General features: G+C 47.4%; 23 protein-coding genes. 9 read left to right on the top strand and 14 right to left on the bottom strand.

Annotated elements, in window-relative coordinates; translation table 11 throughout:
* Positions 1 to 450 precede the first annotated feature (450 nt).
* A complete protein-coding gene (locus JKP77_RS20740) occupies positions 451 to 918 on the top strand; it encodes an RNA recognition motif domain-containing protein (RefSeq protein ID WP_218313085.1) in 468 nt (155 codons plus the stop codon).
* Positions 919 to 955: 37 nt separating this feature from the next.
* Here JKP77_RS20740 and JKP77_RS20745 read toward each other — a convergent pair whose 3' ends face one another.
* Entirely contained in the window at positions 956 to 2,275 is a 1,320-nt protein-coding gene (locus JKP77_RS20745; RefSeq protein ID WP_218313086.1) for a DUF5610 domain-containing protein, read from the bottom strand.
* 158 nt (positions 2,276 to 2,433) lie between these two features.
* Between JKP77_RS20745 and trmA the strand changes: the two genes are divergently transcribed.
* Entirely contained in the window at positions 2,434 to 3,525 is a 1,092-nt protein-coding gene (gene trmA, locus JKP77_RS20750; protein WP_218313087.1) for a tRNA (uridine(54)-C5)-methyltransferase TrmA, read from the top strand.
* A gap of 48 nt (positions 3,526 to 3,573) precedes the next feature.
* Here the strand turns inward: trmA and fabR are convergent, their stop codons facing one another.
* Complete coding sequence (gene fabR / locus JKP77_RS20755) at positions 3,574 to 4,182, bottom strand: HTH-type transcriptional repressor FabR (protein ID WP_218313088.1); 609 nt, start codon at positions 4,180 to 4,182, stop codon at positions 3,574 to 3,576.
* 215 nt (positions 4,183 to 4,397) lie between these two features.
* Between fabR and JKP77_RS20760 the strand changes: the two genes are divergently transcribed.
* The 4 genes from JKP77_RS20760 to sthA all read left to right on the top strand — a co-directional run bounded on the left by JKP77_RS20760 (position 4,398) and on the right by sthA (position 11,430).
* Positions 4,398 to 5,525 (top strand): acyl-CoA desaturase, encoded by a 1,128-nt coding sequence (locus tag JKP77_RS20760; RefSeq protein WP_218313089.1) that lies wholly within the window; start codon positions 4,398 to 4,400, stop codon positions 5,523 to 5,525.
* Positions 5,526 to 5,677: 152 nt separating this feature from the next.
* Complete coding sequence (locus JKP77_RS20765) at positions 5,678 to 7,945, top strand: sensor domain-containing phosphodiesterase (RefSeq protein WP_218313090.1); 2,268 nt, start codon at positions 5,678 to 5,680, stop codon at positions 7,943 to 7,945.
* 10 nt (positions 7,946 to 7,955) lie between these two features.
* Entirely contained in the window at positions 7,956 to 9,803 is a 1,848-nt protein-coding gene (locus JKP77_RS20770; protein ID WP_218313091.1) for a sensor histidine kinase, read from the top strand.
* A gap of 202 nt (positions 9,804 to 10,005) precedes the next feature.
* Positions 10,006 to 11,430 (top strand): Si-specific NAD(P)(+) transhydrogenase, encoded by a 1,425-nt coding sequence (gene sthA, locus JKP77_RS20775; RefSeq protein WP_218313092.1) that lies wholly within the window; start codon positions 10,006 to 10,008, stop codon positions 11,428 to 11,430.
* 168 nt (positions 11,431 to 11,598) lie between these two features.
* On the opposite strand, the gene JKP77_RS20780 is transcribed toward sthA, so the two are convergent.
* Positions 11,599 to 11,913 carry a pyridine nucleotide transhydrogenase gene (locus JKP77_RS20780; protein ID WP_218313093.1) on the bottom strand — a complete coding sequence of 105 codons (315 nt, stop codon included), beginning with the start codon at positions 11,911 to 11,913 and terminating at the stop codon, positions 11,599 to 11,601.
* A 119-nt stretch (positions 11,914 to 12,032) separates the two neighbouring features.
* On the opposite strand from JKP77_RS20780, the gene JKP77_RS20785 reads away from it, so the two are divergent.
* Entirely contained in the window at positions 12,033 to 12,650 is a 618-nt protein-coding gene (locus JKP77_RS20785; protein WP_218313094.1) for a uracil-DNA glycosylase family protein, read from the top strand.
* A 68-nt stretch (positions 12,651 to 12,718) separates the two neighbouring features.
* On the opposite strand, the gene JKP77_RS20790 is transcribed toward JKP77_RS20785, so the two are convergent.
* Positions 12,719 to 14,944 carry a bifunctional diguanylate cyclase/phosphodiesterase gene (locus tag JKP77_RS20790; RefSeq protein WP_218313095.1) on the bottom strand — a complete coding sequence of 742 codons (2,226 nt, stop codon included), beginning with the start codon at positions 14,942 to 14,944 and terminating at the stop codon, positions 12,719 to 12,721.
* Between the two features lie 134 nt (positions 14,945 to 15,078).
* Between JKP77_RS20790 and JKP77_RS20795 the strand changes: the two genes are divergently transcribed.
* Positions 15,079 to 15,975, top strand: a complete 897-nt coding sequence (locus JKP77_RS20795) for a TIGR03899 family protein (protein ID WP_218313096.1) — start codon at positions 15,079 to 15,081, stop codon at positions 15,973 to 15,975.
* A 178-nt stretch (positions 15,976 to 16,153) separates the two neighbouring features.
* On the opposite strand, the gene JKP77_RS20800 is transcribed toward JKP77_RS20795, so the two are convergent.
* The 10 genes from JKP77_RS20800 to dusA all read right to left on the bottom strand — a co-directional run bounded on the left by JKP77_RS20800 (position 16,154) and on the right by dusA (position 25,749).
* Complete coding sequence (locus JKP77_RS20800) at positions 16,154 to 16,900, bottom strand: phosphoadenylyl-sulfate reductase (protein WP_218313097.1); 747 nt, start codon at positions 16,898 to 16,900, stop codon at positions 16,154 to 16,156.
* Positions 16,893 to 18,611: an assimilatory sulfite reductase (NADPH) hemoprotein subunit gene (gene cysI, locus JKP77_RS20805; protein WP_218313098.1), complete on the bottom strand. Its 1,719-nt coding sequence runs from the start codon at positions 18,609 to 18,611 to the stop codon at positions 16,893 to 16,895. The genes JKP77_RS20800 and cysI overlap by 8 nt, the downstream gene beginning before the upstream one ends.
* Positions 18,611 to 20,434: an assimilatory sulfite reductase (NADPH) flavoprotein subunit gene (locus JKP77_RS20810; RefSeq protein ID WP_218313099.1), complete on the bottom strand. Its 1,824-nt coding sequence runs from the start codon at positions 20,432 to 20,434 to the stop codon at positions 18,611 to 18,613. The genes cysI and JKP77_RS20810 overlap by 1 nt, the downstream gene beginning before the upstream one ends.
* A 113-nt stretch (positions 20,435 to 20,547) precedes the next feature.
* Positions 20,548 to 21,303 (bottom strand): TIGR04219 family outer membrane beta-barrel protein, encoded by a 756-nt coding sequence (locus tag JKP77_RS20815; RefSeq protein WP_218313100.1) that lies wholly within the window; start codon positions 21,301 to 21,303, stop codon positions 20,548 to 20,550.
* A gap of 3 nt (positions 21,304 to 21,306) precedes the next feature.
* The gene (locus JKP77_RS20820) at positions 21,307 to 22,299 is read right to left on the bottom strand and encodes a DUF2333 family protein (RefSeq protein WP_218313101.1); all 993 of its coding nucleotides are present in this window, start codon (positions 22,297 to 22,299) and stop codon (positions 21,307 to 21,309) included.
* A gap of 99 nt (positions 22,300 to 22,398) precedes the next feature.
* Positions 22,399 to 22,728 carry a hypothetical protein gene (locus JKP77_RS20825; protein ID WP_218313102.1) on the bottom strand — a complete coding sequence of 110 codons (330 nt, stop codon included), beginning with the start codon at positions 22,726 to 22,728 and terminating at the stop codon, positions 22,399 to 22,401.
* Positions 22,725 to 22,931, bottom strand: a complete 207-nt coding sequence (locus JKP77_RS20830) for a PspC domain-containing protein (RefSeq protein ID WP_218313103.1) — start codon at positions 22,929 to 22,931, stop codon at positions 22,725 to 22,727. Before JKP77_RS20830 ends, JKP77_RS20825 begins: the two co-directional genes overlap by 4 nt.
* Before the next feature lie 61 nt (positions 22,932 to 22,992).
* Positions 22,993 to 23,664: a phage shock protein PspA gene (pspA, locus tag JKP77_RS20835; RefSeq protein WP_218313104.1), complete on the bottom strand. Its 672-nt coding sequence runs from the start codon at positions 23,662 to 23,664 to the stop codon at positions 22,993 to 22,995.
* A 573-nt stretch (positions 23,665 to 24,237) separates the two neighbouring features.
* Entirely contained in the window at positions 24,238 to 24,525 is a 288-nt protein-coding gene (locus JKP77_RS20840) for a hypothetical protein (protein ID WP_218313105.1), read from the bottom strand.
* Between the two features lie 201 nt (positions 24,526 to 24,726).
* On the bottom strand, positions 24,727 to 25,749 hold the full coding sequence (dusA, locus tag JKP77_RS20845; RefSeq protein WP_218313106.1) for a tRNA dihydrouridine(20/20a) synthase DusA: 1,023 nt from the start codon (positions 25,747 to 25,749) through the stop codon (positions 24,727 to 24,729).
* Positions 25,750 to 25,886: 137 nt separating this feature from the next.
* Between dusA and JKP77_RS20850 the strand changes: the two genes are divergently transcribed.
* A complete protein-coding gene (locus tag JKP77_RS20850; RefSeq protein WP_218313107.1) occupies positions 25,887 to 26,294 on the top strand; it encodes a hypothetical protein in 408 nt (135 codons plus the stop codon).
* The last annotated feature ends 67 nt before the right edge of the window (positions 26,295 to 26,361 follow it).

Genomic DNA, 26,361 nt, shown 5'->3' on the forward strand with positions numbered 1-26,361 from the left:
CTTGTTATAAATTGTTAAAGAACGTTTGACCAAAAAACATTTTGCTCGCAAAATTTCTTTTGGTCTTGCTGAGCCACTTTAGTGAGTCAGCGTTGCTTCGAACCCCTCCCGAAGCGAGGCGCGCATTTTACACTCCTCAGTGGCAGTGTCAAGGGTTTTTTCAAAGTTTCTAATTTTGATTTGAACCGCTTTCGTTGCCGTGTTCTTTGTTTGCCGAAGCCCCCTCAGAACGTGGAGCGCATTGTACTTTCCGAATTATAAAGATCAACACCTTTTTTCATTTTTTTATGTTTAAGCCTAATTTGTCACCATAACGCTTATTTTAGGTACAAAACCTCTTATTTCTTGCACTTTCGTATAGGGTTTTCAGTAAGCATTGTCCATTTTGTTACAAATGAGTAAACTACATACAGCCTCCAATGATCATAAAAAACAATATAAGGTAGGTATATGAAAGTAGGCTTTATTCAATGCGCAGTGATTAGCGCGGTATTTGCAGTAGCCGGTTATCTGGTTTTTTCGTCTGCTAGCCTGAATACAAGTTTGCCAATAACAGTGTCAGCGTCATTACTGTTAAGTGGTATTCTTACTCCATGGTTAGCTTCATTGTTTAACTCATCAAAGTCAGTTTCTGACAAGGACAACACATCAGCAGATTCAGATGTCACTACATTGTATGTAGGGAATCTTCCGTATAAAGCGAATGAAGATGCAGTGAAAGAGTATTTCGATGGCTTCCTTCCAGTTCACTCAGTTCGATTAATGAAAGACCGACGGACTGGAAAACGAAAAGGATATGGCTTTATAGAAGTGGAGACCGACGACGTTGACGGTACCATTGCGAAGCTGAATGATTCTATCTTCTTAGAAAGGACGTTAAAGGTTCGTCCCGCCAAAGATAAAGTGACAGATCAATAAGGAAACAAAAAGCCCGGTAACTACCGGGCTTTTTTATTTATGCATTTTCCTGTTTGTCTGGCTCTGGTTCAGCAGTGACCGGTTCATTGCCCGGCATGGCATCCAGTAATCGTTGATTGAAAGTGTGGAACCGGTTTATCGCCGTAAGCAGATCGGGTACCTGAACGTCTTCCATCTTATTAATAATACCGGCAATCAGATTGCTGTAATCTTCCCCGCTTTGTAGTTTCTCACCCGCACTATTCATCGTGTCCATCATCTTATCCATATATTGCGAGATGGGACTGACTACATTTCCGTACTTATTGGCGTCAGCGTTATCGTCCCGGTAGTGCTGGATACTTTCATAGGCTTCTACTACCTGAGATTGCTTTGTATGATTGAGCTGAAGTGCATAACCAACCAGCTCCTTGTCATCAAATCCGAGCGCTAAGGCTTCCTCAAACGCTTTATCCATATCACCGGCAAAAAACGTATCTGCCAAATCGTTTGCTTTGCCTACCAGGTCGGCAATAGCCTTCATCTCGTCCTCATCAAGCTCTCCGTTAAGTGAAAAGCTGATGCCACTTCTCTCGAAGTACTGATACAGAGACGTTTGTGAGGTTGTCTCAGAAATACCCGCGCCGGTATTGTCGCCTTCATTATTTGTAGTTTGGGACGCTGACGAGGTTACCTGGGTCTGCTGGGCAAACTGAAACTGTCGAAGGCTCTCGAAACTCAGCGTCAATTCATCTCCGTCGCGAGTACGAATCAGGATGTTGCCAGAGCGGCTATCACTAGCCCCAGCTACCAGCGAAGCACTGACGCTATTTACCGCACTTGCGTCATCACCACCTAACAGCCGCTTTTCCAGCGAATCAATTCTGTCATTGATTAAATTGCGGCTACGGTCAATTCCCTCTTTGATTTCATCATTCATAAAGCTGCCAATGTCTTTTTCAGCCATTGCTATACCTTTGGCGACACCTTCGCGAGCCTGAGAAAACAGACTATTCAGCTTTTCCTGATCGGCACCACCGCGCGCAGCACCTTCAATGACACCACCAACGAAGCGCATCACATTGCGGGCCACTTTCTCAAAATCAAACAGCGATTTATTTTTATCTTCAGCTTTATCCGGCTTTTCTTCAGGCGCTTGTTTACCATCAAGCTTCACCGCCTGAGACAATGAACCACTGAATATCTTAAGACCAATAGCCGTATTTGAGCTGCTTACACTCACTGCTGTTGACTGCGATTGTTTAAACTCTGCGGCCTGGCGCAAGCCTTCTTCCTGTAATTGTTTCTTTAGCGCAGTTTCCGGGTGCACAGAAGCTTTTTGGTCACCAAGAAACGCCTTGATTTGACCCACGTTCATAATTTGATCCTCACTATCCTCAACAATGTTATCGGCCTCACAGAGGAATTGTTTAATTTTAATGCAAATTGTCAGTTCTATAATGTCTTATGGCATTGCACTAGACAGAAAAGCCACTACAATGCGCAGCCTTGGCGCACATGGCAAAAGAGGTAATCATGACCATTCCCACAGACCAGCAATATCAGTCACAACTTGACGAAAAAGTTTCCAGGCTGACTGGCTTACTGTCAGAATTCGATGCACCGGCGCCACGTGTATATGCCTCAGCCCCTGTGCATTACCGTATGCGCGCAGAATTCCGCGTTTGGCATGATGGTGATGACCTTTACCACATCATGTTCAATCAAGAGACCAAAGAGAAGTATAGAGTAGATTCGTTTCTGCCTGCGTCGAAAGGCATTAACACCATGATGTCGGTGCTGATGGAAAAATTACGAGGCAATACCACACTGCGCAAAAAGCTGTTCCAGATTGATTACCTGTCAGGCCTGTCTGGCGAGATGGTCATTAGCCTGCTTTACCATAAACAGCTGGACGATGAATGGGAACAAGAGGCCACGCAATTGCGTACAGAGCTGAGTGAATTATTCCCGGTGAGTCTGATTGGCCGTGCCCGCAAGCAAAAACGTATCATCGGCAATGATTTTATTATTGAACGACTTCCGGTGAACGGCAAAGAGTTCGTCTTCAAGCACACAGAGAACAGCTTCACGCAGCCAAATGCTGAAGTGAACTGCCGAATGATCGAATGGGCTCTGGATGTATCATCATCGCTGCAAGGCGATTTACTTGAGATGTATTGCGGTGCTGGCAACTTCTCGATGCCACTGGCAACGCACTTTCGCCGGGTTATCGGGACCGAAATCGCTAAGCCATCAGTGAATGCTGCACAATATAATATTGAAGCGAACCACCTGGATAACGTCAAAATTGTGCGACTGTCTGCAGAGGAATTCGTTGAGGCAATGAAAGGTACCAGAACCTTCTCACGTCTTGAAGGAATCGATCTCAGTGACTACACCTTTTCTACTGTACTGGTCGACCCACCTCGCGCCGGGCTTGATGACGAGTCACTTCGTAAAATCCAGGAATACGACAATATAATTTATATTTCGTGTAATCCGGAAACGCTGGCCGACAATCTACGCATGTTGTGTGAAACGCACATCATCACTGATGCCGCGTTATTTGATCAATTCCCTTTCACCCATCATATAGAAGCTGGGGTGAAGCTAAGCCGCAAATAATAATGTCACGGTCAGAACTGCTCTACCATCATCTTGTCATCAGCATTTTCAGGAAGCGGCAGTAAGTAAGGTTGCGGCAGCGCCCAGTTGAATAAATCGCAACTGTGATTTGACCCTGTCAGCAATTTCCGTACGCAACTGCGCATCCGCCTCAAGCGCTTCAGCACCCGCACTGAACACCAGCCTTACCATAGCATCGGCCTGAATGTTAGCGATGCTGTATTCCACCTGCAGTTGTTCAGTAATGTAGTCCGTTAACTCCTCAATGAAGTGCTGAATTTCTCTGAAGACAGCCATGCGGTAAGCAGCTGACGTACCAGTATGTTCACGCAGTAGTAAGCGAAAGACATTGGTATTGCCAGCGATAAACTCCATGAAGGTATCCACGGACGTGCCAATTACGCTGCCACCGGAGGCAATTCGTCTTCTTGCCTGACGCATTAATTGACGCAATGCCAGACCGGCTTCGTCTACCAAGGTCAAACCCAGCTCATCCATGTCTTTGAAGTGACGGTAAAATGAGGTTGGCGCTATGCCCGCTGCCCGTGAGACTTCACGCAAACTGATAGCCGACAAGCTGCGGTTCTCATCCAACAAACTGAATGCGCCATTGATGATATTTTGTCTTGTTTTAAGTTTTTGTTCCTGCCGACTCACATCTGCATCCTGTCTTGTTTATGCGCATAGTGTAACGCACTCGGCTGGACAATAGCGAGCGGGATATCTACGGTTTCACTGCGTTCCCTGGGGAGAGTGAATCTGAAGTTCACAGCAACATGCCACATTAAACTTAGGTCGCAATTTATCGATATCGCTTGCCCGCACCGCCATAAAACGATAAGTTAGCGTACAGTTGTAAGCTGAGATTTAATATGAAAAAACCACCTTTAATCATGACCAACATCCTGGTCTTTATTATCACCGGGCTCATCGCATTTGTCGGTGTTCCAGCCTGGGCTATCGCAGTAGGAATCGATTGGGTAGAAATAACGTGCGCAACGGTGCTGTTTTTCTTTACCGGCATGTCAATCACTGCGGGATACCACCGCCTCTGGTCACATAAGACGTATGAGGCAAACATTGTTGTAAGAGTCATCTTAGCTGTAGGCGGCGCGATGGCGCTCCAGAACAGTATTCTTCACTGGTCTTCTGATCACCGTGTTCATCATCGTCATGTGGATGATGTTAACGATGACCCTTATTCAGCAAAGCGCGGTCTCTGGTTTGCCCATATCGGCTGGATGTTGCGCGAATACCAGGCTAACCGCTACAGCGATTACAATAACTGCCGCGATTTGCAAAAGGATCCGGTAGTCATGTGGCAGCACAAGCATTACCTGGCTATCGTTTTAGCTGCTAACTTTGGCATAACGGGTTTTCTGGGCTGGTTAAACGGCGACATCCTCGGCATGATCCTGGTTGCAGGTGTCCTTCGCCTGGTGCTGGTTCATCACGTTACCTTCTTTATTAACTCGCTGGCGCATTTTTGGGGTTCACAACCATTTACCGACAAGAACACAGCCAGAGATAACGGCGTTCTGGCATTCTTTACTTTTGGCGAGGGTTATCACAACTTCCACCACATCTTTGAATACGACTACAGAAACGGTATTCGTTGGTGGCAGTATGACCCGACGAAATGGTTGATCCGCGGTTTATCTTACGTTGGCCTGACGAAAAACCTGCGCCGGTGTCCTGAAGAAAGAATTGAGAAGGCGAAAGCAGCAATGCAACTGCAGCGTGCCAGCGAAAAGGCCTCGGTACTCCCAAATGCCGAGGAAGTGCTTACCAAGATTCAAAGCGAATACGACTTACTGATGCAGCGTATGTCTGAGTATTACGCCACCAAAAAGCGTTTAATGTCAGTAAGGCAAAAATGCCTTAAACGCAGCATCGAACGGTTCGAGTTGGATTTCAAGTATAAAGAGCTGAAACACGCACTGGCAGTGCAGCGGGAAAAATGGATAAGGCTTCAGGATTTGTCGCTTCAGTTTGCTTAAAGAATAAAGTCCACCCTGTGTGGACTTTTTTATACTCAATTAAATTTAATTGAATTTAGCTACCTTCCTGCGAAATTTGTACTAGTATGGATTTCGTGAATAACAATAAAACTTTAATATACAACACATTAAGTGATGGTAAGAGGTAGTAAATGCACAGGAATGCAAGCACGGAACACAACGCCGAAGTACTCTTCAGATTTGCGGAAGACGAGCTCGCAAACTCAAATGAGCATATTTCCGGCGATTGCACATTATTAAGCGTGGAAGACGATAAGGGGTATCAAAACTCTCTTGTCCTGGCGCTTAACGGGCTTAAGGTGCAAGGCAAAAAGATAAATGTACTTACCGCCAACTCCGCTTCAGAAGCCGCCAGCATTCTTGCAGAACGCGATGACATAGGTGTTATCCTGCTCGACGTAGTGATGGAAAAAGACGATGCAGGCCTTTTTTTGGTTAACACCGTGCGTAATATTCTGGGTAATGACAGAATCCGCGTCATTTTGCTAACCGGGCAACCCGGTATGGCGCCGCGTAAGGATGTGATGAAAGAATATGACATTGACGAATACTGGAACAAGGTAGATTTAACCGAAGATAAACTCCGCACACTGGTAACCAGCAACTTCAGAACTTACATTTCGCTTACCGAGCTTTATGTTGCCAAACGCGGTCTTCAGATGATTGTTGATGCGTCGCGCAGCATTACCGGCAAACAGGAAATAAACGAATTCACCCATACCGTGCTTGATGAAGTGGGTAAAGTTATTGGCGTCGGACAAAGTGGTGGCATTGTGTGTGTGTACCGCCCTGACAACGCGAGTCTGGCCCACTGCCCTGTGGTTGCATCCAGCGGGGACTTCGACAACATTCCTGCTAACTCGCTGGCAGGCTTTCTTGAGGTAGACAACGGCGGAAAATCAAATCCGCAGTTAGTACACACCATCAATCGAGCCTTAGAGTTAAAAGAGCATCAGTTTTTTGAGGGCTGGTCTGTACTGTATTTTTCCACTGCGCACGTCGACAATCAGCACTACCTGATCATCGTGCGGTCTCCACTAAAACTGGAAAGCAGTCACGTCACGCTGCTGATGGTATTCAGTGAAAACATTGCCAACGGCTTTACCAACCTGGCACTCCTCAACAAGCTTTCAACACTGGCATATTTCGACAACACCCTACACATTCCAAACCGTAACTGGGTGGTCCGTGAACTGCAAAATATGACGTCATCAGAGCGTCAGCGAAGTGTCATGGTATTGGTAGACATTCAGAATTTTACTGAAACGGAAATCACTCTGGGCCGTGAATATACTAAATCCTTACTTGAAGCCCTGGTGGCCAACTTACGCCATCAGTGCCCGTTGGTTTACTCCATTGCACTGACAGGTGACGACTCCTTTGCGCTGTTGTTTCATAAGAATAACCGGCCTAACCCACAGGAGCTGGAAGCCCTTAGTGAGCAGTCACTTAACATCAATGGCTTAGAGCATAAGCTGATGTTAAATGTTTGCGCGGTAGATCTGGCACTGGTAGATGACCTGTCGCCGGAGCAGTACCTTACCGTTGGCGAGATGGCGCTTACCACTGGCCGCGACCGTGGCGAGCAGGTGAGCTTTTTTGCCGCAGACTTTCCTGCTGAGATAGAGGCACGCTACAAATTACTTCGTCAGCTACACCAGGCAATAGCCGATCAGGTAGGCCTGGAGTTGGCATTCCAGCCCAAAGTCGATATGCGATCTGGTAAAACAACCGGCCTGGAAGCGCTGATCCGCTGGAAACAACCAGATGGCACAATGGTGCCACCGGTAAAGTTTATTCCGCTGGCTGAAGCCTCTGGCTTGATGAATAAAATTGACGCTCTGGTAATGAAAAAAACCTTCTCGGCTGCGGAAGAACTGCAAAGACAAGGAGTGTTAGTGCCGATTTCTTTCAATGTCACCTGCAGCGACATTACTAATAAAACGTTTATTGATAGCCTTCAACAACTTGTTGATCAGCAGCTTGTGCCAGCGAACATGATTGAAATTGAGCTAACTGAATCGCAGGCGATGGAAGACTACAAGGAAGTGAACCCGGTTTTAGAAAAGCTTCTGGAAATGGGAGTAAAAGTCAATATTGATGACTTTGGCACGGGCTACTCGTCACTTGCCCATATTACCGAGCTGGCAGCAACAACGCTAAAAGTCGACCAAAGCTTTGTCGCCCAGCTCACAGGATCAGACCCGGCAGCCGCCACCGCTGTTTGTGATATGGTGCGACGACTCGGCGAGCGTTTTAACTTTGAGATTATTGCAGAGGGTGTCGAAACCGAAGAACAGAGACAGCTTCTACTGGAAAACGGCTATCAATATGGTCAGGGGTATTACTTTGCAAAACCTATGTTTCTGGATGACTGCATTGCCTGGCTAAAACACTAACAGCAAGCTCATGCCTGATTCTCTCATATCCGCCCTGCGCAGGACGTCAACCTGGTGGATGGCGTCCTTTGCCATCATTCTTTCGATTTCCGCTGGTTACACCCTGTATCTTGTCCGGCTGGAGAGCGCTTTGCAGAAGATTGCTGCTGAGCACAACTATCTGTTGGGACAGGCCAGTAGCTTGTTCAATGCTGAGTTGGGTGATGTCAGACAAAGCACCATCTTATTAGACACGCACTTACAGGATTTGCTTGGGAATGCAAACGAACGTGCAATGGTGAACAAGGCACTGCAAAGAGTGGGTGAAAGCCATTCTGCACTTTCACAAATACGCTGGCTCTCAACCGACGGTGTCGAGCAATATCGTGTCGATTTTAAAGGTAGCAATGAAATTGTTATCCGGGCAGAATTTTTACAGGATAAAAGCCAGCGATACTACTTTCAGCAAGCCCTTGATTTAGCGCCGGGGGAGCTGCTTTTGTCTCCTATCGATTTGAATGTAGAAAACGGACAAGTACAAACCCCTTACGTGCCCACCGTCAGGGGCATACTACGAGCAAATGACGATCACCCTATGGGGGATGGGTATTTGATTATCAATATCGCAATGACTGAACTATTCAAACAGCTAAAGTCACTATCTAATGAACAAGCCCGGTTACTTATTGCCAGTGGTGAGGACCGCTGGATATTGCACTATGAGGATTTTAAAGAATGGTCACCGGATCTTAATGCGCCAGCCCATAACCTGAAAGTGGATAAACCCCAGTTGTTCCAAACGCTGACTACCCGACCTGCAGTGGCGCTTTTCCGAAACACCGAAAATGACGTGTATAGCGGACATACGTTACAACTCAATAGCGGTGAAGATGGTCAGCTCACTACACTCTACTTTCTTGTAAAAACGCCCGGTAATGTTTTCGCGGGCCTGCACAGAGAGGCGGTTTTACCCGCCCTTGGTTTAGCTTTTCTTATTCTTGTTGGCGGAGGACTGCTGTTTACCCGTGAACTTCGCAATAAACTCGCGCTGGAAGCGTTAAGCCGCCAGTTGGAAAAAGACAAAAAGGAACTGGCGACCTCACTCGAGCAACAAAAGTTGCTACAGGATGAACTTGTCGAAGCCGAAAAAATGGCCTCGTTAGGTATTCTGGTAGCAGGCGTATCACATGAGCTAAGTACGCCAGTCGGAGGCGCCGTGATGTCGGTAAGCAGCATTCAACAGCGTACACAGGAAATCATCAAAAAACTCGATAAAGGTCTCTCAAAAAGAGACCTTGAGGAGTATCTTGAGCATAGCCAACAGAGCTCTCAGTTAGCGCTGGATAATCTTGGCCGCTCTGGTGACTTAATCAAACGTTTCAAACGCCTGGCAGTAGACCGGGGAAATGAAGAATCGGCTAGTTTTGACCTTGCTGGTAGCATTGATGACTTAGTGCGTTCGTTAGGGCCGCTGCTTAAAAAGAGGCAAGCGCAAATTGATGTGACGGTTCCACAGCATATTACCATGGTAAGCTTCCCTGGCGTGCTGTCTCAGGTTCTGCAAAACCTGATCACTAACTGCATTGACCACGCGGTTACCGAGCAAAAGCACTTACACATCAATCTGAATGCCACGGTACAAAGTGGACAAGTGACGATTACGGTCAGGGACAATGGTTCTGGTGTGAGTGAGTCTGTAAGACAACGCATATTTGAGCCGTTCATTACCACCTCGCGCAGTGAAGGCAATACCGGACTGGGCTTACATCTGGTCCATCAGTGGGTAAACATGGTGTTGGAAGGGCAAATTTCTTTCGATTCATCAGACGAAGGCACCATGTTTATTCTTTGCCTACCACAGAACATCAGCGCTGCCTGAATTACGGTTGTCGTGTTTCGGATGGTGATTCCGCATGGGTTTAGCGTTTAGCGTTTAGCGTTTAGCGTTTAGCGTTTAGCGTTTAGCGTTTAGCGTTTAGCGTTTAGCGTTTAGCAATACTTTTTGTTTCTGATCATAAACTTGCTAGACTTTATTTTGTCATATTATTCTTTTTACCCTCTGTCACAGGATCTTTATCGTAATGACCAAGAAGACGGCCAAAAACACAACTCCGAAATACCAGTTTGACGCGATTGTTATTGGTACCGGCCCCGGTGGTGAAGGTGTGGCAATGCAACTTGCTAAAGCCGGCAAAAATGTTGCCGTCGTCGAGCGATATGAATCGGTTGGTGGTGGTTGTACCCATTGGGGCACTATCCCTTCAAAAGCGCTGAGACACTCAGTCAGTCGTCTTATCGAATACAACACCACCCCTTTATTTGCCGACAACCGGGTAAGCCGTAACCTGACCTTTGCTGAAATTATGAAGCACGCCAGTGGCGTTATCAGCGCACAGACACGGCTACGCTCTTCGTTTTATGACAGAAACCGGGTTACGCTATACCATGGTGAGGCCAGCTTCATCGATGCTAACTCACTGGAAATCATACGGGCAGATGGCTCCCGCGACACCATTACGGCAAAACAAATAGCGATTGCCACCGGCTCTCGACCTTACACCCCATCGGATATCGACTTTACGCACCCGCGTATCTACAACTCAGATACCATTTTGTCACTGGATCACGACCCCAAATCAATCATAATTTATGGTGCGGGAGTGATAGGGTCAGAATATGCCAGTATATTCCGGGGGATGGGCGTAAAGGTTGATTTGGTCAACATGCGCGACCGGCTACTGTCCTTTCTGGATACTGAAATCTCTGACGCCCTCAGCTACCATTTATGGAATAACGGCGTTGTTATCCGTAACACAGAAACCTACAAGTCAGTAGAAGGTAAAGATGATTGCGTGATCCTGAATCTTGAATCCGGGAAGCGCATGAAAGCTGACTGCCTGCTGTTCGCTAATGGCAGAACGGGTAACACAGATATGCTTAATCTGGACAACGTGGGTATTAAAGCCGATTCACGAGGTCAGGTTAGTGTAAACAAGAACTACCAGACCGAAGTTGATAACATCTATGCGGTAGGTGATGTGATTGGCTATCCCAGTCTCGCATCGGCTGCCTACAATCAGGGACGTTTTGCCGCCGAAGCAATGCTGCAGGGTGAAACACATTCTGCGTTGGTTGAAGACATTCCTACCGGAATTTACACGATCCCGGAGATCAGCTCCGTGGGTAAGACAGAACAGGAACTGACTCAGGCAAAAGTGCCCTATGAAGTCGGCCGTGCCCAATTCAAACATCTCGCTCGTGCTCAGATTGCGTCTACTCAGGTTGGCAGCCTCAAAATTCTGTTCCACCGGGAAACAAAGGAAGTACTGGGTATTCACTGTTTTGGCGAACGTGCCTCTGAGATTGTTCACATCGGCCAGGCCATTATGCAACAAAAAGATGGCGGCAATACCATTGAGTATTTTGTGAATACCACGTTTAACTACCCTACCATGGCTGAAGCTTACCGGGTTGCGGCATTAAACGGGTTAAATCGTATTTTTTAATGCATAGCAAAATGGCGTTCGGGTTCGGCCTGTAAGAACCCGTGCCGTTCCTGATTAAAGGTAGGTGCTGTGACAAATAAAAAGATATGAAATCCGGCACAGCGAAGAGGGATATCCAGACACAAAAAAACCGGCAAACTGCCGGTTTTTCTTAATGCTGTAAAATGCTTATTTGCGGTTTGCCGCCAGAGTATTCAGTGCGTTCAACGCTTCTCTGTGCGCAACGATATCAATCTGCATTTTTTCCTGATCGAACGTCATGGTAGCAATAGCATATTGTCCATTGTTCTCTTTTGCTGTGTTCACCAGGTCAGTTTGTGCATCGCGGAAACGAATGTTATTGCTGATTTTGTCAGACATACATTGGTTATTCATTTCGAACGTATCAGCATCCATGCAATCGAAAAGCTGGTTAGAACCAGATTCCGCATGCGCAACACCCATAGCCGATAGCATTGCTAAGCCTAGTACTACTTTACGCATGTCTTTCCTCCTGTGATACAGTACCTATTACTGTTATGAATAAAGATACAGTAAAAACGCCTGCTGGTCAATTTTAGATCATAGGTTTATGACAGAAGTGTGACAGTGAGTGAAATATTGTGAGTTTTTCTGAAAAAAGCTTTTCGAATCTGGTGCAGGAAGTCAGGCAGTGCAGGCTTTGTGAAGAACACTTACCGTACAAGCCAAACCCTGTGCTGGCTGCATCTGCAAGCTCACAACTGGTGATCATCGGACAGGCTCCCGGCATTAAAGCGCATGAGTCATCTACCCCATGGAACGATGCCAGTGGCACACGATTACGTGACTGGCTAGGTATTGATCGGGATACGTTTTATGACAGCCAATACGTATCGCTTATTCCTATGGGATTCTGCTTTCCGGGATACCTGCGTGGCGCAGATGCCCCGCCCAGAAAAGAATGCGCTCCGACCTGGCATAAACGCCTCCTCAGCGAGATTTCAGCCAAGCTTACTGTATTGGTGGGACGCTATGCGCAGCATTACTACCTGCCCGAATACAAAACGCTTACTGAAGCCGTCAAACACCACAATACCCCAGATCGCAACATAATGGTACTGCCACATCCTTCGGGCAGAAATAACCGATGGTTGCGTCAAAATCCATGGTTTGAAGAAATCACACTGCCACTCCTAAAGAAGAAAGTGAAAGCACTGTGCGTAAGAGGTAGTGTATTTAGCCTTGACGCTCCTACCTAAAGGCTACACTTTTCGTTCTTGTAACCCGGTGTCAGATACGGAATTTCGCCGCGCAGAACGTTGTTTGATTACTGCTTCTCTTTAAGAAATGCCATTACATCATCAAACGGCATCGGTTTAGCAAACAGGTATCCCTGTGCTTCCTCACAGCCAAGCTTAATCATATAACTGGCCTGCTCACGCTTCTCAACACCTTCAGCAATGGTTGTCAGCCCCAGTTTATTGCCCAGAGTGACAATGGTTTCTGCAATCACTGCATTTCTGTCCGGTGAAATATCACTGACAAATGACCGATCCACTTTAAGGCGATCCAGAGGCAACTGTTGCAGGTAGCTCATTGATGAAAAGCCTGTACCGAAGTCATCAATAGCGATCGCTACGCCGTATTCTTTTAAGGCCCGCAGTGCATCAATAACAATCTGCGGCTCATCCATTACCACGCTTTCTGTAATTTCCAGCTCCAGTCTTCGGGGATCGCAATTGCAGGTGGCAAGTGCACCTTTCACTTTATCTACAAAGCAACGATCGCGGAATTGCGGGATCGAAATATTCACAGCAACACGTAAATCATCGTATCCGGCGGCAGTAAGCTGTTGGATTCGTCGACAGGACTCTTCAAGCACCCACTGCCCGATGTCTACAATGAGTCCCGAATATTCAGCCAGAGGAACAAATACCGCAGGCGAAATAAAATTACCCTCACCATCCGGCCAGCGCAGCAGGCCCTCCATGCCAATAACTTTCTCACTCACCAGGTCGACTTGTGGCTGGAACCATAACTCCAGCTTTCTATCAGCAAAATCGTTTCGCAGTTGACGAATTAAGTTCAAACGCCACGCGGTTTTCTCTTCAATTTCTGGTGCAAAATATTCAAAATTGTCAGAGATATTCTTCTTTGCTCGATTTAATGCAATGTTAGTGCGTTTGAGAATATCCAAACCTACATTACGCTCACCTTCCAACTTACAAAGGCCGATGGTCACATTTACCGGTAACGTATGATCACCAGCCTGGAAGGAAGATTGAAATACACCATTGATAGTTTCCGGGTTGACCAGCGATGCATCACCAATAACCCCGAAAACGTCACCGCCAATACGGGCACATTTTACCGAGTTTTCAAAGTGCGACTCAAGGCGATGGGCTATCGCCTTGAGCAATTCATTTCCGGCATCCTGGCCTAATCCATCATTAATGTCAGAGAAATGATTTACATCCACCAGCGCAACGATGGGCGACTCCGCTTTATGCAGATGTGGCCGGTCAAGCATGTTGATGAATTCGTTCCGGTTAGGCAGGCGCGTGAGATAGTCCCGGAATGCAGCATTACGTAACTCATGAAACAAGTTCACGTTTTCGTAGCCAACGGAAATACTGGATAAAAACACTTCCAGTAAGGTTTTGTCTATTTTGCTGATATCGCGGCTCATGTTCACATAAACCGCAGCTTCAAAACCAGAACTGTTGATGTAAAGAATGGAGCAATTTGGTTCGTAAATATGACGTTTCAATCGCAGACAACGATTCACATGCTCAATGATCTCGTCGTTATGAATATTTTCAATGGGCTCATTTATAAATGAGGCGAAATCTCCAGCTGCGCCAAGAACGTAAACGCCGTCATCATCTCTGTCGACCACAGAGCCGGCTTTAGCACACACTAACCCTTCCGCTTCAAGGCCAATCAATGAACTTATTTGCGTAACGACACCTTCACAAAAGCCCTTAACAGAATGCTCCTCAAGCAGATTAGCTGAAGAAGAGATGATTTTCTGAAGACCAAGGCGACTTTGATTAATCGTCAGGATTTGCTGATAAGAACGCAGTGACGAGATCACCGTCGTCATAAGCTTACCGCGGGTTAATTCTGTTTTCGTTTTGTAGTCATTGATGTCATAAGTTTTAATGACATGCTCTTCAGGCGCGTATCCGGGCTGGCCTGTTCGCAAAATGATTCGCGGCTCTGGCAGCTCCAGTTTTTCCCTTAGGTAGGTGACAACATCGAAGCCGGCGTCATCGGTTTCCATTACGACATCCAGCAAAATAATAGCGATTTCTCTGCCGTATTCATTAAGAATTTCTTTCGCGTGCTCACCAGAGTAGGCATGCAAAAAGTTTAGCTTCCGGTCATTAACGATTAGGTCAGAAAGGGCCAGGCGCGTAACGGTGTGAATTTCCTCATCGTCGTCAACGATCAGGATATTCCAGGTTTTATATACCTTCGTATCAAGTTCCGTGTGTCCATCTTCGTCCAGGAAGATTAGCTCATCATTTTCATAGCCAGCCGACGACATATTCTAGATTATCCTCACTACCAGTCTATTCATCCTACTCGCCCCTGCAGGAATTGCAAAGTTATCGGGGCAATGCAATAGTGTGAATATATGCTAACAACCTTGTTGTACCAGCGTTACCAAATGAAGTCCACATGAAGATCACTAACGATAATCTCGCATCCGCGCTCAACAAGGTTAACCAAACCGAATCGCAGAAAAAAATTGCGTCAGAGTCGGCGAAACCGCAACAGCCAAAAACTGAGGCTGCAACGTCATCTAAAGACAAAATGGTTACACTGTTCTCCCGGGTCGGTATCAGTCCGGATATGCCACTATCAGACAGCAAACAAAGAAAGCAGGTGTCTGATCGGCGTAAGCAAATTCTGGAGCTTCAGCGAATTGGCAACCTACAGTCAATACTGTCTATTGCACTGTCGGTCAGTGTCGCCGAGCGCGAATCCGAGTCAGTAGACCCGGATTGGTTCTTTGCCTTTGCAGCGATGGCTGAAAATATTTATTCGCCGGCCATGCAGGAATTATGGGGAAAGATTTTTGCGGTAGAAGTAAGTCACCCAGGCAGTTTTTCACTGCGTAGCCTGGAAACACTCCGGGCACTGACACAGCGTGATGCGAAAGTGTTTGGCAAGGCGGTATCGATTGCCAGCCGTCGTCAGGGCGATACGGTCCCGCGAATACTGGTAGGCTATCACCAACGCAAAAACTGGTGGTCATTACTGGCAAGGCAAGCACCTGCGCAACTTAATCTTTCAGTATACGGCCTGTCTTACCCAGATCTGCTGGCACTCATTGATATGAAGCTCATTTTTTCCAGCGAAATTGAGAGTGGAGAGTTTCAGCCAGGCCAGCAAACACAATGGCGCTGCGGCGCTGAGAATTTCACACTGCAGGCAAAACAAGCCGGCACGGCACTGGTGTATTACAAGTTCACCGCAGTTGGCGCTGAGTTATACAAACTGGTTGCCCGGCATGATAATAGTCAATACATTGAAGCGCTGCGAAATGCGCTTTCACCGGCTTTTGATATGTAGTTATCTGAGGTGCCGTCACCTGGTAACGCAAATGCGTTATCAATAACAGACCTGATGATTTACTAAGCATAAAGAAAAGAGCAGCCCGCGGATGTCACTATTGCGCGGGCTGATTGGGTGCATGCGAGGTGATCCCAATCCCTCATGATATGTTTGCACACATCACTGCGAATTGGTTTTAGATACCGTCGCCAAATTCGTGCAGACCACACTCGCGCTTCAACCCGAAGAAACGGGTATCCTGTTCACTCATGCCCTCTTCCAGCGACTGGGTAGTATGCCAGTCACCAATAGACACATATCCTTGCTCCCACAACGGGTGATATGGCAAGTCGTTGTCTTTCAGGTAATAGTGTAAGTCTTTGTTGCTCCAGTCGATAATGGGATACAGCTTAAACTGCCCCCCGACTTTCTGAAGCACCGGTAGCTTCTCACGCGAATCTGACTGACTGCGGCGTAATCCGGCAAACCAGGTTCCCGCACCCAGCTCGCTCAGTGCACGCTGCATAGGCTCTACCTTATTCATGCGGTTGTATTTTTCAATACCGTCTATGCCTTGTTCCCACAATCTGCCAAACCGTGCCTCCTGCCAGGCCGCGGAGATATCCGCTCGATAGACCTGCAGGTTCAACCCGAGCTTTTCCGTAAGCGTATCGACAAACCCATAGGTTTCAGGAAACAGATAGCCAGTGTCCGTCAGCACTACCGGAATATCCGGCTTTACCTGTGTCAGCAAATGAAGCATTACCGCCGACTGCGCACCGAAACTGGAAGAAACGATGTGATTATCCGGCAGGTTTTCTACTGCCCAGGTAATACGTTCCTGTGCTGACATCTTTTCAAGTTCGGCATTAATCTGATCCAGCTGTGCCTGCGACGTAGACAGAGAGAGCGGCTCAGACAATGCGGTTGCTGTGTTAGTCATAGAAATCTCTTGCGGAGTCGACGACCGGCTTCACCACGCCCGCACGGATAACGAAGTCGCCAAAGGCTTCCTGGTCGTTACGCTCGGCGGCCCAGCGGCCAATCAGCTCGTCTAAAATGTTCAGAATTTCCTGCTCGCCTATATTCTCTTTGTACATCCGTGGAATACGCGTGCCCTCACGATTTCCCCCCAGGTGCAGGTTGTACTTTCCAGGTCCTTTTCCTACCAGCCCGACTTCAGCCAACATGGCGCGTCCGCAGCCATTCGGACAGCCCGTTACACGAAAGATGATGCTGTCAGACGCCACGTTGTGCTTGGCTAAAATTCGTTCCAGCTCGGTTACGGCATCAGGCAGATATCGCTCGGCCTCAGCCATGGCCAGCGGGCACGTTGGTAATGAAACACAAGCCATAGAGTCCAGGCGCTGATTCGAGGTATCAGGCTGAATTAAGCCATGCTCTTTGGCCAGCGCTTCTATGGCTTCTTTTTGATCTGCCGGAACACCGGCAATGATCAGGTTCTGGTTCGCTGTGAGTCGAAAATCCCCTTTGTGGATTTTGGCAATTTCAGCGCAGCCGGTTTTCAGGGTTTTGCCCGGATAATCCAGAATGCGACCGTTTTCGATAAACACGGTCAAATGGAACTTACCGTCGATCCCCTCTACCCAACCGAAGCGGTCGCCTCGTTGCGTAAACTCATACGGCTTGCTTGGCGCAAACGTAATACCAGCCCGCTTTTCCACTTCGGCTTTGAAGTTGTCTACGCCGACGCGCTCCAGCGTATACTTGGTTTTCGCATTTTTACGATTTACCCGGTTACCCCAGTCGCGCTGCGTAGTCACCACAGCTTCAGCCACCGTCAGTGTATTTTCCAGCGGGATAAAGCCAAAGTCGTCAGCTTTACGCGGATAAGTTGAATGGTCGCCGTGCGTCATGGCCAGCCCACCACCTACCAGCACGTTAAAGCCAACCAGCTTGCCGTTTTCGGCTATAGCCACAAAGTTCAGATCGTTGGCGTGCACATCCACATCGTTTTGCGGCGGGATCACCACCGTGGTTTTAAACTTACGTGGCAGGTAATTGTCGCCCAGAATAGGCTCAACCGGCGTTTCAGTGGTTTCGACTTTCTCACCGTCAAGCCAGATTTCCGCGTAAGCGCGGGTTTTCGGAAGCAGGTGCTCACTGATCTTCTTCGCCCACTCGTAGGCTTCTACATGAATGTGCGACTCGACCGGGTTAGATGTACAAAGCACATTTCGGTTTACGTCACCTGCGGTAGCAATGGAATCGATACCGGTTTTATTCAGCGTCTGATGCATCAGTTTGATATTCGGTTTTAACACACCGTGGAACTGAAATGTCTGACGTGTAGTAAGACGAATGCTGCCGTAGATGGAATGGTCTTCCGCAAACTTGTCGATAACCAGCCATTGTTCAGGCGTGATCACACCGCCTGGTAACCGTGCACGTAACATCACATTATGCAGCGGCTCAAGCTTTTGCTTGGCGCGCTCAGCACGAATATCGCGGTCGTCCTGCTGATACATACCGTGAAAGCGGATCAGCTGGAAGTTATCAGCCGTGAAACCACCGGTAAGATCGTCTTTTAAGTCTTCTTCAATTGTGCCACGCAAATTACGGCTTTCACGCTTCAGGCGCTCATTGTCAGCCAGCTTGCCTTCGACAACAAAAGGGGATTTATCCTGACTCATTAATATACATCCTTCTGATAACGTTTGGCTTTGCGAAGCGCGACAACGTAGGCTTTCGCTTCTTCTTCTGACTTATTGCCGTGAGTTTGAATAAGTTCCAGCAATGCATTTTCTACATCTTTGGCCATATGCATAGCGTCACCACACACATAAAAATGGGCGCCCTGTTCGAGCCACTCGAACACGTCTTTACCGTGCTCTTTTAAACGATGCTGAACATAGACTTTTTCTTTCTGATCACGCGAGAACGCCAGCGTAATTTTATCCAGCAGACCGTCTTTCACGTAGCCCTGCCACTCTACCTGATACAGAAAATCCTGAGTAAAGTGCGGGTTACCGAAGAACAACCAGTTTTTGCCTTCGGCCTCCTGTGCATCACGCTCCTGCATGAAAGCCCGGAAAGGTGCGATACCTGTGCCCGGCCCCACCATAATTACTGGCGTGTTGGGATCGTCAGGCAAACGGAAGTTGTCATTGCTCTCGACAAACACCTCCACTTCGCCACCTTCTTCCAGATATTCACACAGATGACCGGATGCACCACCCTGATGGCGATGACCAAAGGCATCGTAATCAACATGCGCGACTGTCAGGTGTACCTCGTCTTCCACTTCAGCCTGACTCGACGCAATCGAATACAAGCGTGGCGTCAGCGGTCGCATTGCCTCAACCAGTTCCTGTGCACTGAGTTTTCCGGGATGATCACGTACAATGTCAATGAGCTGGCGCTCGGCCATGTACGTGCGCAACGTGGCTTTGTCTTCTATTAACGTTGCCAGCGACTCAGAACCTGTTGCCGCCTGATAAGCTTTAATAAAATTCGGATAACTCAACGTCAGCTCAAGTTTGCCTGAGAGCGCGTCGTGAAGACTGATTTCCGAGTCAGCAACAGTGACTTTCTCATTACCATCAAGCGACAGCTCCGTTAAGAATGCCTCTACCAACGAAGGCGCGTTCTTAAACCACACACCAAGCGCATCGCCCGGTTTGTAGGTGATCCCGGAATCTTCCAGACTGATTTCGATATGACGAATGTCTTTTACCGAATCACGACCGGTAATCTTCAGCGACTCCAGTAACGTGGCTTTAAAGGGTGCCTTTTTCGTATAGGTAGACGTCGCGCCTAATGTCTGGGCGGCAGTGCCGGTTTGTGCGGCGACAGATGCAGCAGGTACGCTGTCAAAGTCGCTTTTCAGCGCTTCGATTAGAGAGTCCGACCAACTTTCAGCTTGCGCTTCATAATCTACATCGCAATCGGCACGGGAAATTACCGCAGTGCCGCCAAGTGAAGCGAGGCGTGAATCGAAGTCTTTACCAGTCTGGCAGAAAAACTCGTAGCTGCTGTCACCTAAACTCAATACTGCGTACTTCAGATTAGGCACTTTTGGCGCTTTTTTACCGCCTAAAAATTCGTGCAGCTCAATGGCGTCATCCGGTGCATCACCTTCACCATGGGTGCTGACAAAAACTGCAAGATGCGTTTCACTTTTAAGGCTACGAGGCTTGAAATCCGCCATGCTAACCAGCTTGCTGTTATAGCCTGCGGCTTCCGCTTTCGCCTGAAACGCCTGTGCGAGATGTTTGGCATTGCCGGTTTGCGAACCGTACAGGATAGTCAGTACATTGCTGTTAGCAGGCGCTGCGGCCGCAGTCACAGGAGCCAGCGCCGCGCCGCCCTGACTGGCAGCCATCCCTGCAATGTAGCCACTTACCCAGGTAAGCTGTTCTTTGCTCAGGCCGGCAATTGCCTGCGTGATCGCGTTCCACTGCTGCTCATTTAAGACCGCACCAGGGATAGATTGTTGATTCGGTTGTTCTGACATAACTCATTAGCCTTATTACGATGGACATAAGGCTAACGAGTTTGCTTAGAAAGAGAAAAGAACTATTCTAACTTTTTTATTACTGAAAGTGCTTAAGACCACACTTTTGGCAATTAGAAGTGAATTTCGAGGCCGGCAAAGGCGCCGTCATACTCCATATCGGCATAGACGTCGTCCAGATCTTCAATGTCTACCTGAACATTTCTATAACCCAATTGTAATGTCATATCTACTGCGAGACTCTCAATAAACGAGTATGTCAGCGCAATTTGGTAGTCACTAAGTGTATGATCGTCAAAGCTTAAGTAACTGCCTTCAGCATAAGCTGCCAAACCAGTGAACGGCAGTCCTACCTGTACACGAGAGTACACCATAGGGATAACACCAGAGAATTCCTCGACACCTCGTGTATTACTGGCCTGATCTTCTACTATCAGAGTGCCATCAATATATTTACCATTCAGACCCAGATCGAAACTGATAAGATCATTATCGAAAAGCTCGTAATACAGGATGATATCGGTAGAGGTGATATCGGCATTGGTCGTGACATCACTTTCCGCGGTATACAAATTGCCATCAAATGTGAAACTGGATTCAAGGTTGGTAACACCAGAGGTATCCAGTCCCGTATAATTAACTTTCAGATTTGGCAGAAACGGCACCGGATGTTCTACAGCAATATACGCCGCCCCGTTAGTTTCATCATCGAAGTTAAAATTTGCAGTGGAAGAAGAATCAGCGAAACCACCAGATGTTGACGTGTTCCAGCCCTGAGCGCCAATGTACACACCTGCGATAGTGTCGGCCGTCGCAGAAGACGCAAAGAAAACGCAGCCAAGAGCGGCTGCGGTCAGGCATTTTTTCATGTGTTATCCTTGATTGAGTAGTTCTGACAGTTCAATTAAAGCAGCGTTTGCACGCGAAATATAGTTCGCCATTACTAACGAGTGATTAGCTAACATACCAAAGCCACCCCCGTTTAAAATCATAGGACTGTATACCGTTTGTTGTGTCGCCTCTAACTCGCGAATAATCTGTTGGATGCTCACGCGGGCATTTTTGTCATCCAGCACATCAGCAAACTCAATTTCAACGGCTTTTAGAAAATGCAGCAGGGCCCAGGTAGCACCACGTGCCTCATAGAAGTTGTCGTCCAGTTTCCACCAGCTGGTTTTTACCATGCGCTGGTCTGCAGATGGCGTAGATTGCCTTGCGTTGGGTGCACCTGCCAAATCGGTGTTTAAACGTGATGAGCCCACACTGGCGCTTAAGCGCTGTGAATAACTGCCCAGGCGTTTCTCGATTTGTTTAAGCCACTCGCGCAGGTTGTCCGCGCGGGTGTAGAACTGGCTGTCGGCATCGCTTCTGTCTACCAGTTGCTGGCGATACTGTTCAAGCAACTTGATGCCGTCCCGATAGGAAGACTCGGCCGGCGGAAACACCCAGCTTCTGTGATCGAGGTTAAATTTGGGGTGGGCTTTTGCCAGCAGGCTGTTTTCAATAGATTGTGACTGTGAACGGCTGAAATCGTTTCGCATGGAACGCGACAAGTCTCTCACCATCTCCAGTGCACCGTATTCCCATGCTGGCATATTGTCTAAAAACAGGCTAGGCGGCATGACGTCGTTGGAAAGATATCCCCCCGGCTTGTCCAGTAATGTCCGGGTTACTTCAATTAGCGACGTTGTCATGGTGTAACCGGCCACTGTTTGATGGTCAAAGCCGGTTGATGCCTGCTGAACCTTATCTTCCATGCTGAACGTATCGGGCTCAGAGCTCCAGTACACACCAATTAGCCAGAAAATTACGAATAAGACCAGAACAGCCAGACCTATCCACTTTGCATTCAAGTATTGCTTCATGTGTACCTCGTTCTTCCTTAATAGAAACCTCCGCGAAAAGCGGAGGTAAACATGATGATGGCATACGGGTTATTGCGGGATTTTGATTAGCTCCTCGGCTTATCTGGCATATTGGCGGTGACTCCGGCGCAGGGCATAAACAATGCCGATTACCAACAATACTGGCCAAAATGCGCTGATGCCTACCACGAATAAAGCAACAATCGCGGCGAGAGCGCCCATCACCAGAGTGCCCACCAGACTTACTGCTACTATAAAGCCTACAATAACAAAGACAACGGCTATTATAGACAGCGCAACAATATTCTCCCAGGGAGACAGGTATTCTTCGGCCATCATGATATGAAATCCGAACCAGTCTCCAACCAGCGACCCGAAGCAATTGACCAGTATCAGGCCAATCACCAGGGCGATGATGAACTGTTTCATAATGACCACCGTGGTAACAGAAATACGGCGGCTAAATAAGCGAGCAGGGTAACAGCAGGCATCATGAACATAGCGATTACCGCCGCTCCCCGTACCCAGACGGCATCAACATCCAGATATTTCGCCACGCCTGAGCACACACCCGCAACGACGGCATTATCCAGATCCCGATACACACGTTTTCCTGAGGTTGGTATTTTCATAGTCTTTCTCCTGCGTTTTCCTGCCCGCCTGACGGCGGGCTTGTAAATAGTGTTGATCTAATTAAGCGGCTTTCTTTTTCTTCAGCTCAGCCAGCTCTTTATCAATCGCATCGTTGCCTTCAAGGGTTTTAAATTCCGCTTCCAGGCTGCTTGCTTCACCGTTGTGCGACGTAATGTCGTAGGCATCAACCTGTGCTTCTAAATTATCAATGCGCTGCTCGTATTGTTCGAAACGTGACATCGCATTTTCAATTTTGCTGCTGTGTTCCACGTTTTTCGCTTTCAGTCTTACCGCAGCAGAATGTTTGCGAGAAACCAGTGACTTTTGTTTGGCTTTCGCTTCAGACAATTTGGCGTTCAAGCGCCCCGTGTCGTCCTGCAATTTGCTCAGCGATTCAGTTAACGTGTCGTATTGCTGCTGAAGCGCTTCGGCTTTCTGTGTGTAACGCTGCTTTTCGGCAAGCGCAGCACGAGCCAGTTCGTCTTTGTCTCTGTCTACGGCAAGTTGTGCTTTTTCCTGCCAGTTAGCGGCTTCTTTCTCACATTTCTCAAGCTGGCGGGTAAGATGCTTTTGCTCAGCGATAAACTTTGCCGCTTCAGAGCGGATCTCTACCAGCGTCTCTTCCATTTCCTGGATGATCAGGCGAACTACCTTTTCCGGATCTTCGGCTTTATCCAGCATGGCGTTAATGTTGGCCTGTACGATGTCTGTCATTCTTGAAAACATGCTCATGGTGTCTTTCCTTCTTCTCTCGATAAATAATCAACAATGATGTTGTTTCTTGGGTAAGGTATTACAACTGGCGTGCCAATTATTTAACCCACTGTTTTAATAGGTTTTTTTTATTTTTATTGTAGCGTCACACACCGTAGCAGTGATAAATCAAAATCCAATTTAGTGATTTTGACCAACTGAATTAGTGAAATTGACAACATATAAAAAAGACGTTTTCCGGAAGGGCGATTTCGTTCACTTTGGGATAACTCCACTGAGAAAAAGCACCAGCAATAGCAGAGTGTATTTTCAGGCTAATCACGCACCGCCAGAGCAACATAATTGTAAGGAAAGCTAAGCAGGGAAGATGAAATGCAAAGTGAGATAACGGAAGGCATAAAAAAGCAGATAACCAGAGAGTGTGGTTATCTGCTATGGAGAGTAGCTACCCTTGGTCGTCGATTGTCTCGTACTTGTCCTTCGGGTAAAAAACCTCAGGCGACGGGTAGTAAAAAGTAATGCACCTAATGCGAATGAAGCAACGGGCATCAACATTATGATTAGCAGACTAAGTTGCTGAACCATAAAGTGTTACTCAGTAGTAACCTGTTTAGGTGACTTTGTTTTCTCGCTGTCTGCTTTGGCAATATCAGTTACTGATACCGATCCACTGATTGCCTTTCCATCCAGCTCAAACATGTGCGAGGTATTAGCGACGACTTGCTGCACACCCTGGTTAATTTCATTGCTTGTCATCTGGACTGTCTGGCTAAGCATGTAACCGACGAATTTTTCAAGGCCTGATTCCTGCGCATTAACCTGCGAACTAAAAGAACCTAAAACCAATGCTGATGCCACGATAAGTGATTGAGTTTTCATGTGTTTCCCTCTGGTATCTGTCAGTGCGACCACGCCATGTCGTCGCTACGGTATAGATATAGCCAGAGGTGTGCCAAGCTTGAAAAAAATCGTAACCTACTGATTTAAAATAGTTTTAAAGACAAGCTGAAAAAGGAGCACGAGAAGCGGATCAGACGAAAGTATAAATAGTAGCCTTTTTAACCAACCCGCTTAGCGTTTTTAACCAACTTTAGATTCATTGAAGGCTTTGACGTTTTCCTGTGCAGTCATAACGGCGTCCAGACCATTAAGCAGCAGGTTGGGATCCGGATTTTTGCCGGTACCATTCTGACTCAGGTAGCGTCGCCAGATTCGGCCACCGGGTTGTCCCTGAAACAGTCCAAGCATATGGCGGGCCGCATGCCATGGCTTAAACCACTGATCTGTCTGCCTTTCCACGTACGCTTGCATGGCATGTACGATCTCAGTGCGGGTCATCACCGGGGTCGATTGCTCGAAAATATCCTGATCCACCGATGCCAGTATATATGGATTGGCATACGCTTCACGCCCCATCATCACGCCATCAACATGTTGCAACTGCGCTTTCGAATCTTCCAGCGATTTAATGCCGCCATTAATACTGATATTCAGTTCAGGGTGCGTTTTTTTCAACTCGTGGACGCGCGGATAGTTCAGTGGCGGGATTTCACGGTTTTCTTTCGGGCTGAGCCCTTGTAGCCAGGCTTTGCGAGCATGCACAATGAAGGTGTCACAGCCAGACTCGGCGACAATGTCGATAAAGCGGGCAAAGTCTTTGTATTCGTCCATATCATCAATGCCAATGCGACATTTCACGGTCACCGGAATATCCACAACGGCCTGCATCGCCTTTACGTTTTCAGCCACAACCTCTGGCTGCGCCATCAGGCACGCGCCAAAGCTACCGTTCTTGACACGATCTGACGGACAGCCCACATTGATATTCACTTCATCGTAACCACGCTGCTGCGCAATCTCGGCACACCGGGCCATATCCGCAGGCTCGCTGCCGCCCAGCTGCAATGCGACAGGGTGTTCTTCTTCGTTATATGCCAGGTAGTCGCCTTTACCATAAATGATCGCGCCGGTTGTCACCATTTCGGTGTACAGCAACGCACGCTTCGAAATGAGACGAAGAAAGTAGCGGCAGTGCTGATCGGTCCAATCCAGCATTGGAGCGATTGAGAATCGGCGTGATTCGGACAAGTTATTGCTATTCACATTAAAACCTTGTTTTTATTGGCATTTATTCAAATAAAAAACATTCTTCCCGGAAAGAAAAGAAGGCGCGAAATGCGACATTTTGGACTTTCGGGGGATCAAAAATGCCAGCTCAGGGGATCAAAAAGGCATCCGAGATGGCGCATTATACGGTAAGCAAAAGAGAAAACAAAAAAGGAAATACCTACCTCGCTCGTGTTAGGGAGAAGTCGAAAGGTGTGGTTGTATTCTCCAAATCTAAGTCATTTCATACGAAATCTGCAGCGCTAAAGTGGGCAAAGCAAACTTTGCATAAAGTAGAGCACAATACTGAATTGGCTTCATTTGACTTGGTCGACTGCACACTGACTGAGTTAATCCAAAGTTATATAGAAAAGAAGCAAGCGTCAGATAAGCCGCTGTGCAGAACAGCTCTTTATTCTTATAAGCAAATCAGCAGCTGCAAATTAGGAAAATTAACTGTCAGTAGAATTACCTCTCGCGACATTGTTGACTTCGCTATTGAACGACGCTCTCAACCATCTAACCCTTCGGGGAGAGTGTAAAAAGATCTGTGTAAGTGGCATTCTTAACCTGTTGAAAGGAATGCAGAATGCCAATATCAGACAAACT

This window comes from Alteromonas antoniana (assembly GCF_019249295.1).
In the GTDB taxonomy this organism is placed as follows: domain Bacteria; phylum Pseudomonadota; class Gammaproteobacteria; order Enterobacterales; family Alteromonadaceae; genus Alteromonas; species Alteromonas antoniana.

Coding starts and splice junctions, on each gene's coding strand:
- pspA (WP_218313104.1), bottom strand. CDS start 23,664: ATGAGCATGTTTTCAAGAATGACAGACATCGTACAGGCCAACATTAAC.
- JKP77_RS20815 (WP_218313100.1), bottom strand. CDS start 21,303: ATGAAAAAATGCCTGACCGCAGCCGCTCTTGGCTGCGTTTTCTTTGCG.
- JKP77_RS20740 (WP_218313085.1), top strand. CDS start 451: ATGAAAGTAGGCTTTATTCAATGCGCAGTGATTAGCGCGGTATTTGCA.
- JKP77_RS20850 (WP_218313107.1), top strand. CDS start 25,887: ATGGCGCATTATACGGTAAGCAAAAGAGAAAACAAAAAAGGAAATACC.
- JKP77_RS20770 (WP_218313091.1), top strand. CDS start 7,956: ATGCCTGATTCTCTCATATCCGCCCTGCGCAGGACGTCAACCTGGTGG.
- cysI (WP_218313098.1), bottom strand. CDS start 18,611: ATGAGTCAGGATAAATCCCCTTTTGTTGTCGAAGGCAAGCTGGCTGAC.
- JKP77_RS20800 (WP_218313097.1), bottom strand. CDS start 16,900: ATGACTAACACAGCAACCGCATTGTCTGAGCCGCTCTCTCTGTCTACG.
- JKP77_RS20820 (WP_218313101.1), bottom strand. CDS start 22,299: ATGAAGCAATACTTGAATGCAAAGTGGATAGGTCTGGCTGTTCTGGTC.
- JKP77_RS20790 (WP_218313095.1), bottom strand. CDS start 14,944: ATGTCGTCGGCTGGCTATGAAAATGATGAGCTAATCTTCCTGGACGAA.
- JKP77_RS20760 (WP_218313089.1), top strand. CDS start 4,398: ATGAAAAAACCACCTTTAATCATGACCAACATCCTGGTCTTTATTATC.
- trmA (WP_218313087.1), top strand. CDS start 2,434: ATGACCATTCCCACAGACCAGCAATATCAGTCACAACTTGACGAAAAA.
- JKP77_RS20810 (WP_218313099.1), bottom strand. CDS start 20,434: ATGTCAGAACAACCGAATCAACAATCTATCCCTGGTGCGGTCTTAAAT.
- JKP77_RS20795 (WP_218313096.1), top strand. CDS start 15,079: ATGAAGATCACTAACGATAATCTCGCATCCGCGCTCAACAAGGTTAAC.
- JKP77_RS20780 (WP_218313093.1), bottom strand. CDS start 11,913: ATGCGTAAAGTAGTACTAGGCTTAGCAATGCTATCGGCTATGGGTGTT.
- JKP77_RS20830 (WP_218313103.1), bottom strand. CDS start 22,931: ATGAAAATACCAACCTCAGGAAAACGTGTGTATCGGGATCTGGATAAT.
- JKP77_RS20825 (WP_218313102.1), bottom strand. CDS start 22,728: ATGAAACAGTTCATCATCGCCCTGGTGATTGGCCTGATACTGGTCAAT.
- JKP77_RS20840 (WP_218313105.1), bottom strand. CDS start 24,525: ATGAAAACTCAATCACTTATCGTGGCATCAGCATTGGTTTTAGGTTCT.
- sthA (WP_218313092.1), top strand. CDS start 10,006: ATGACCAAGAAGACGGCCAAAAACACAACTCCGAAATACCAGTTTGAC.
- JKP77_RS20765 (WP_218313090.1), top strand. CDS start 5,678: ATGCACAGGAATGCAAGCACGGAACACAACGCCGAAGTACTCTTCAGA.
- JKP77_RS20745 (WP_218313086.1), bottom strand. CDS start 2,275: ATGAACGTGGGTCAAATCAAGGCGTTTCTTGGTGACCAAAAAGCTTCT.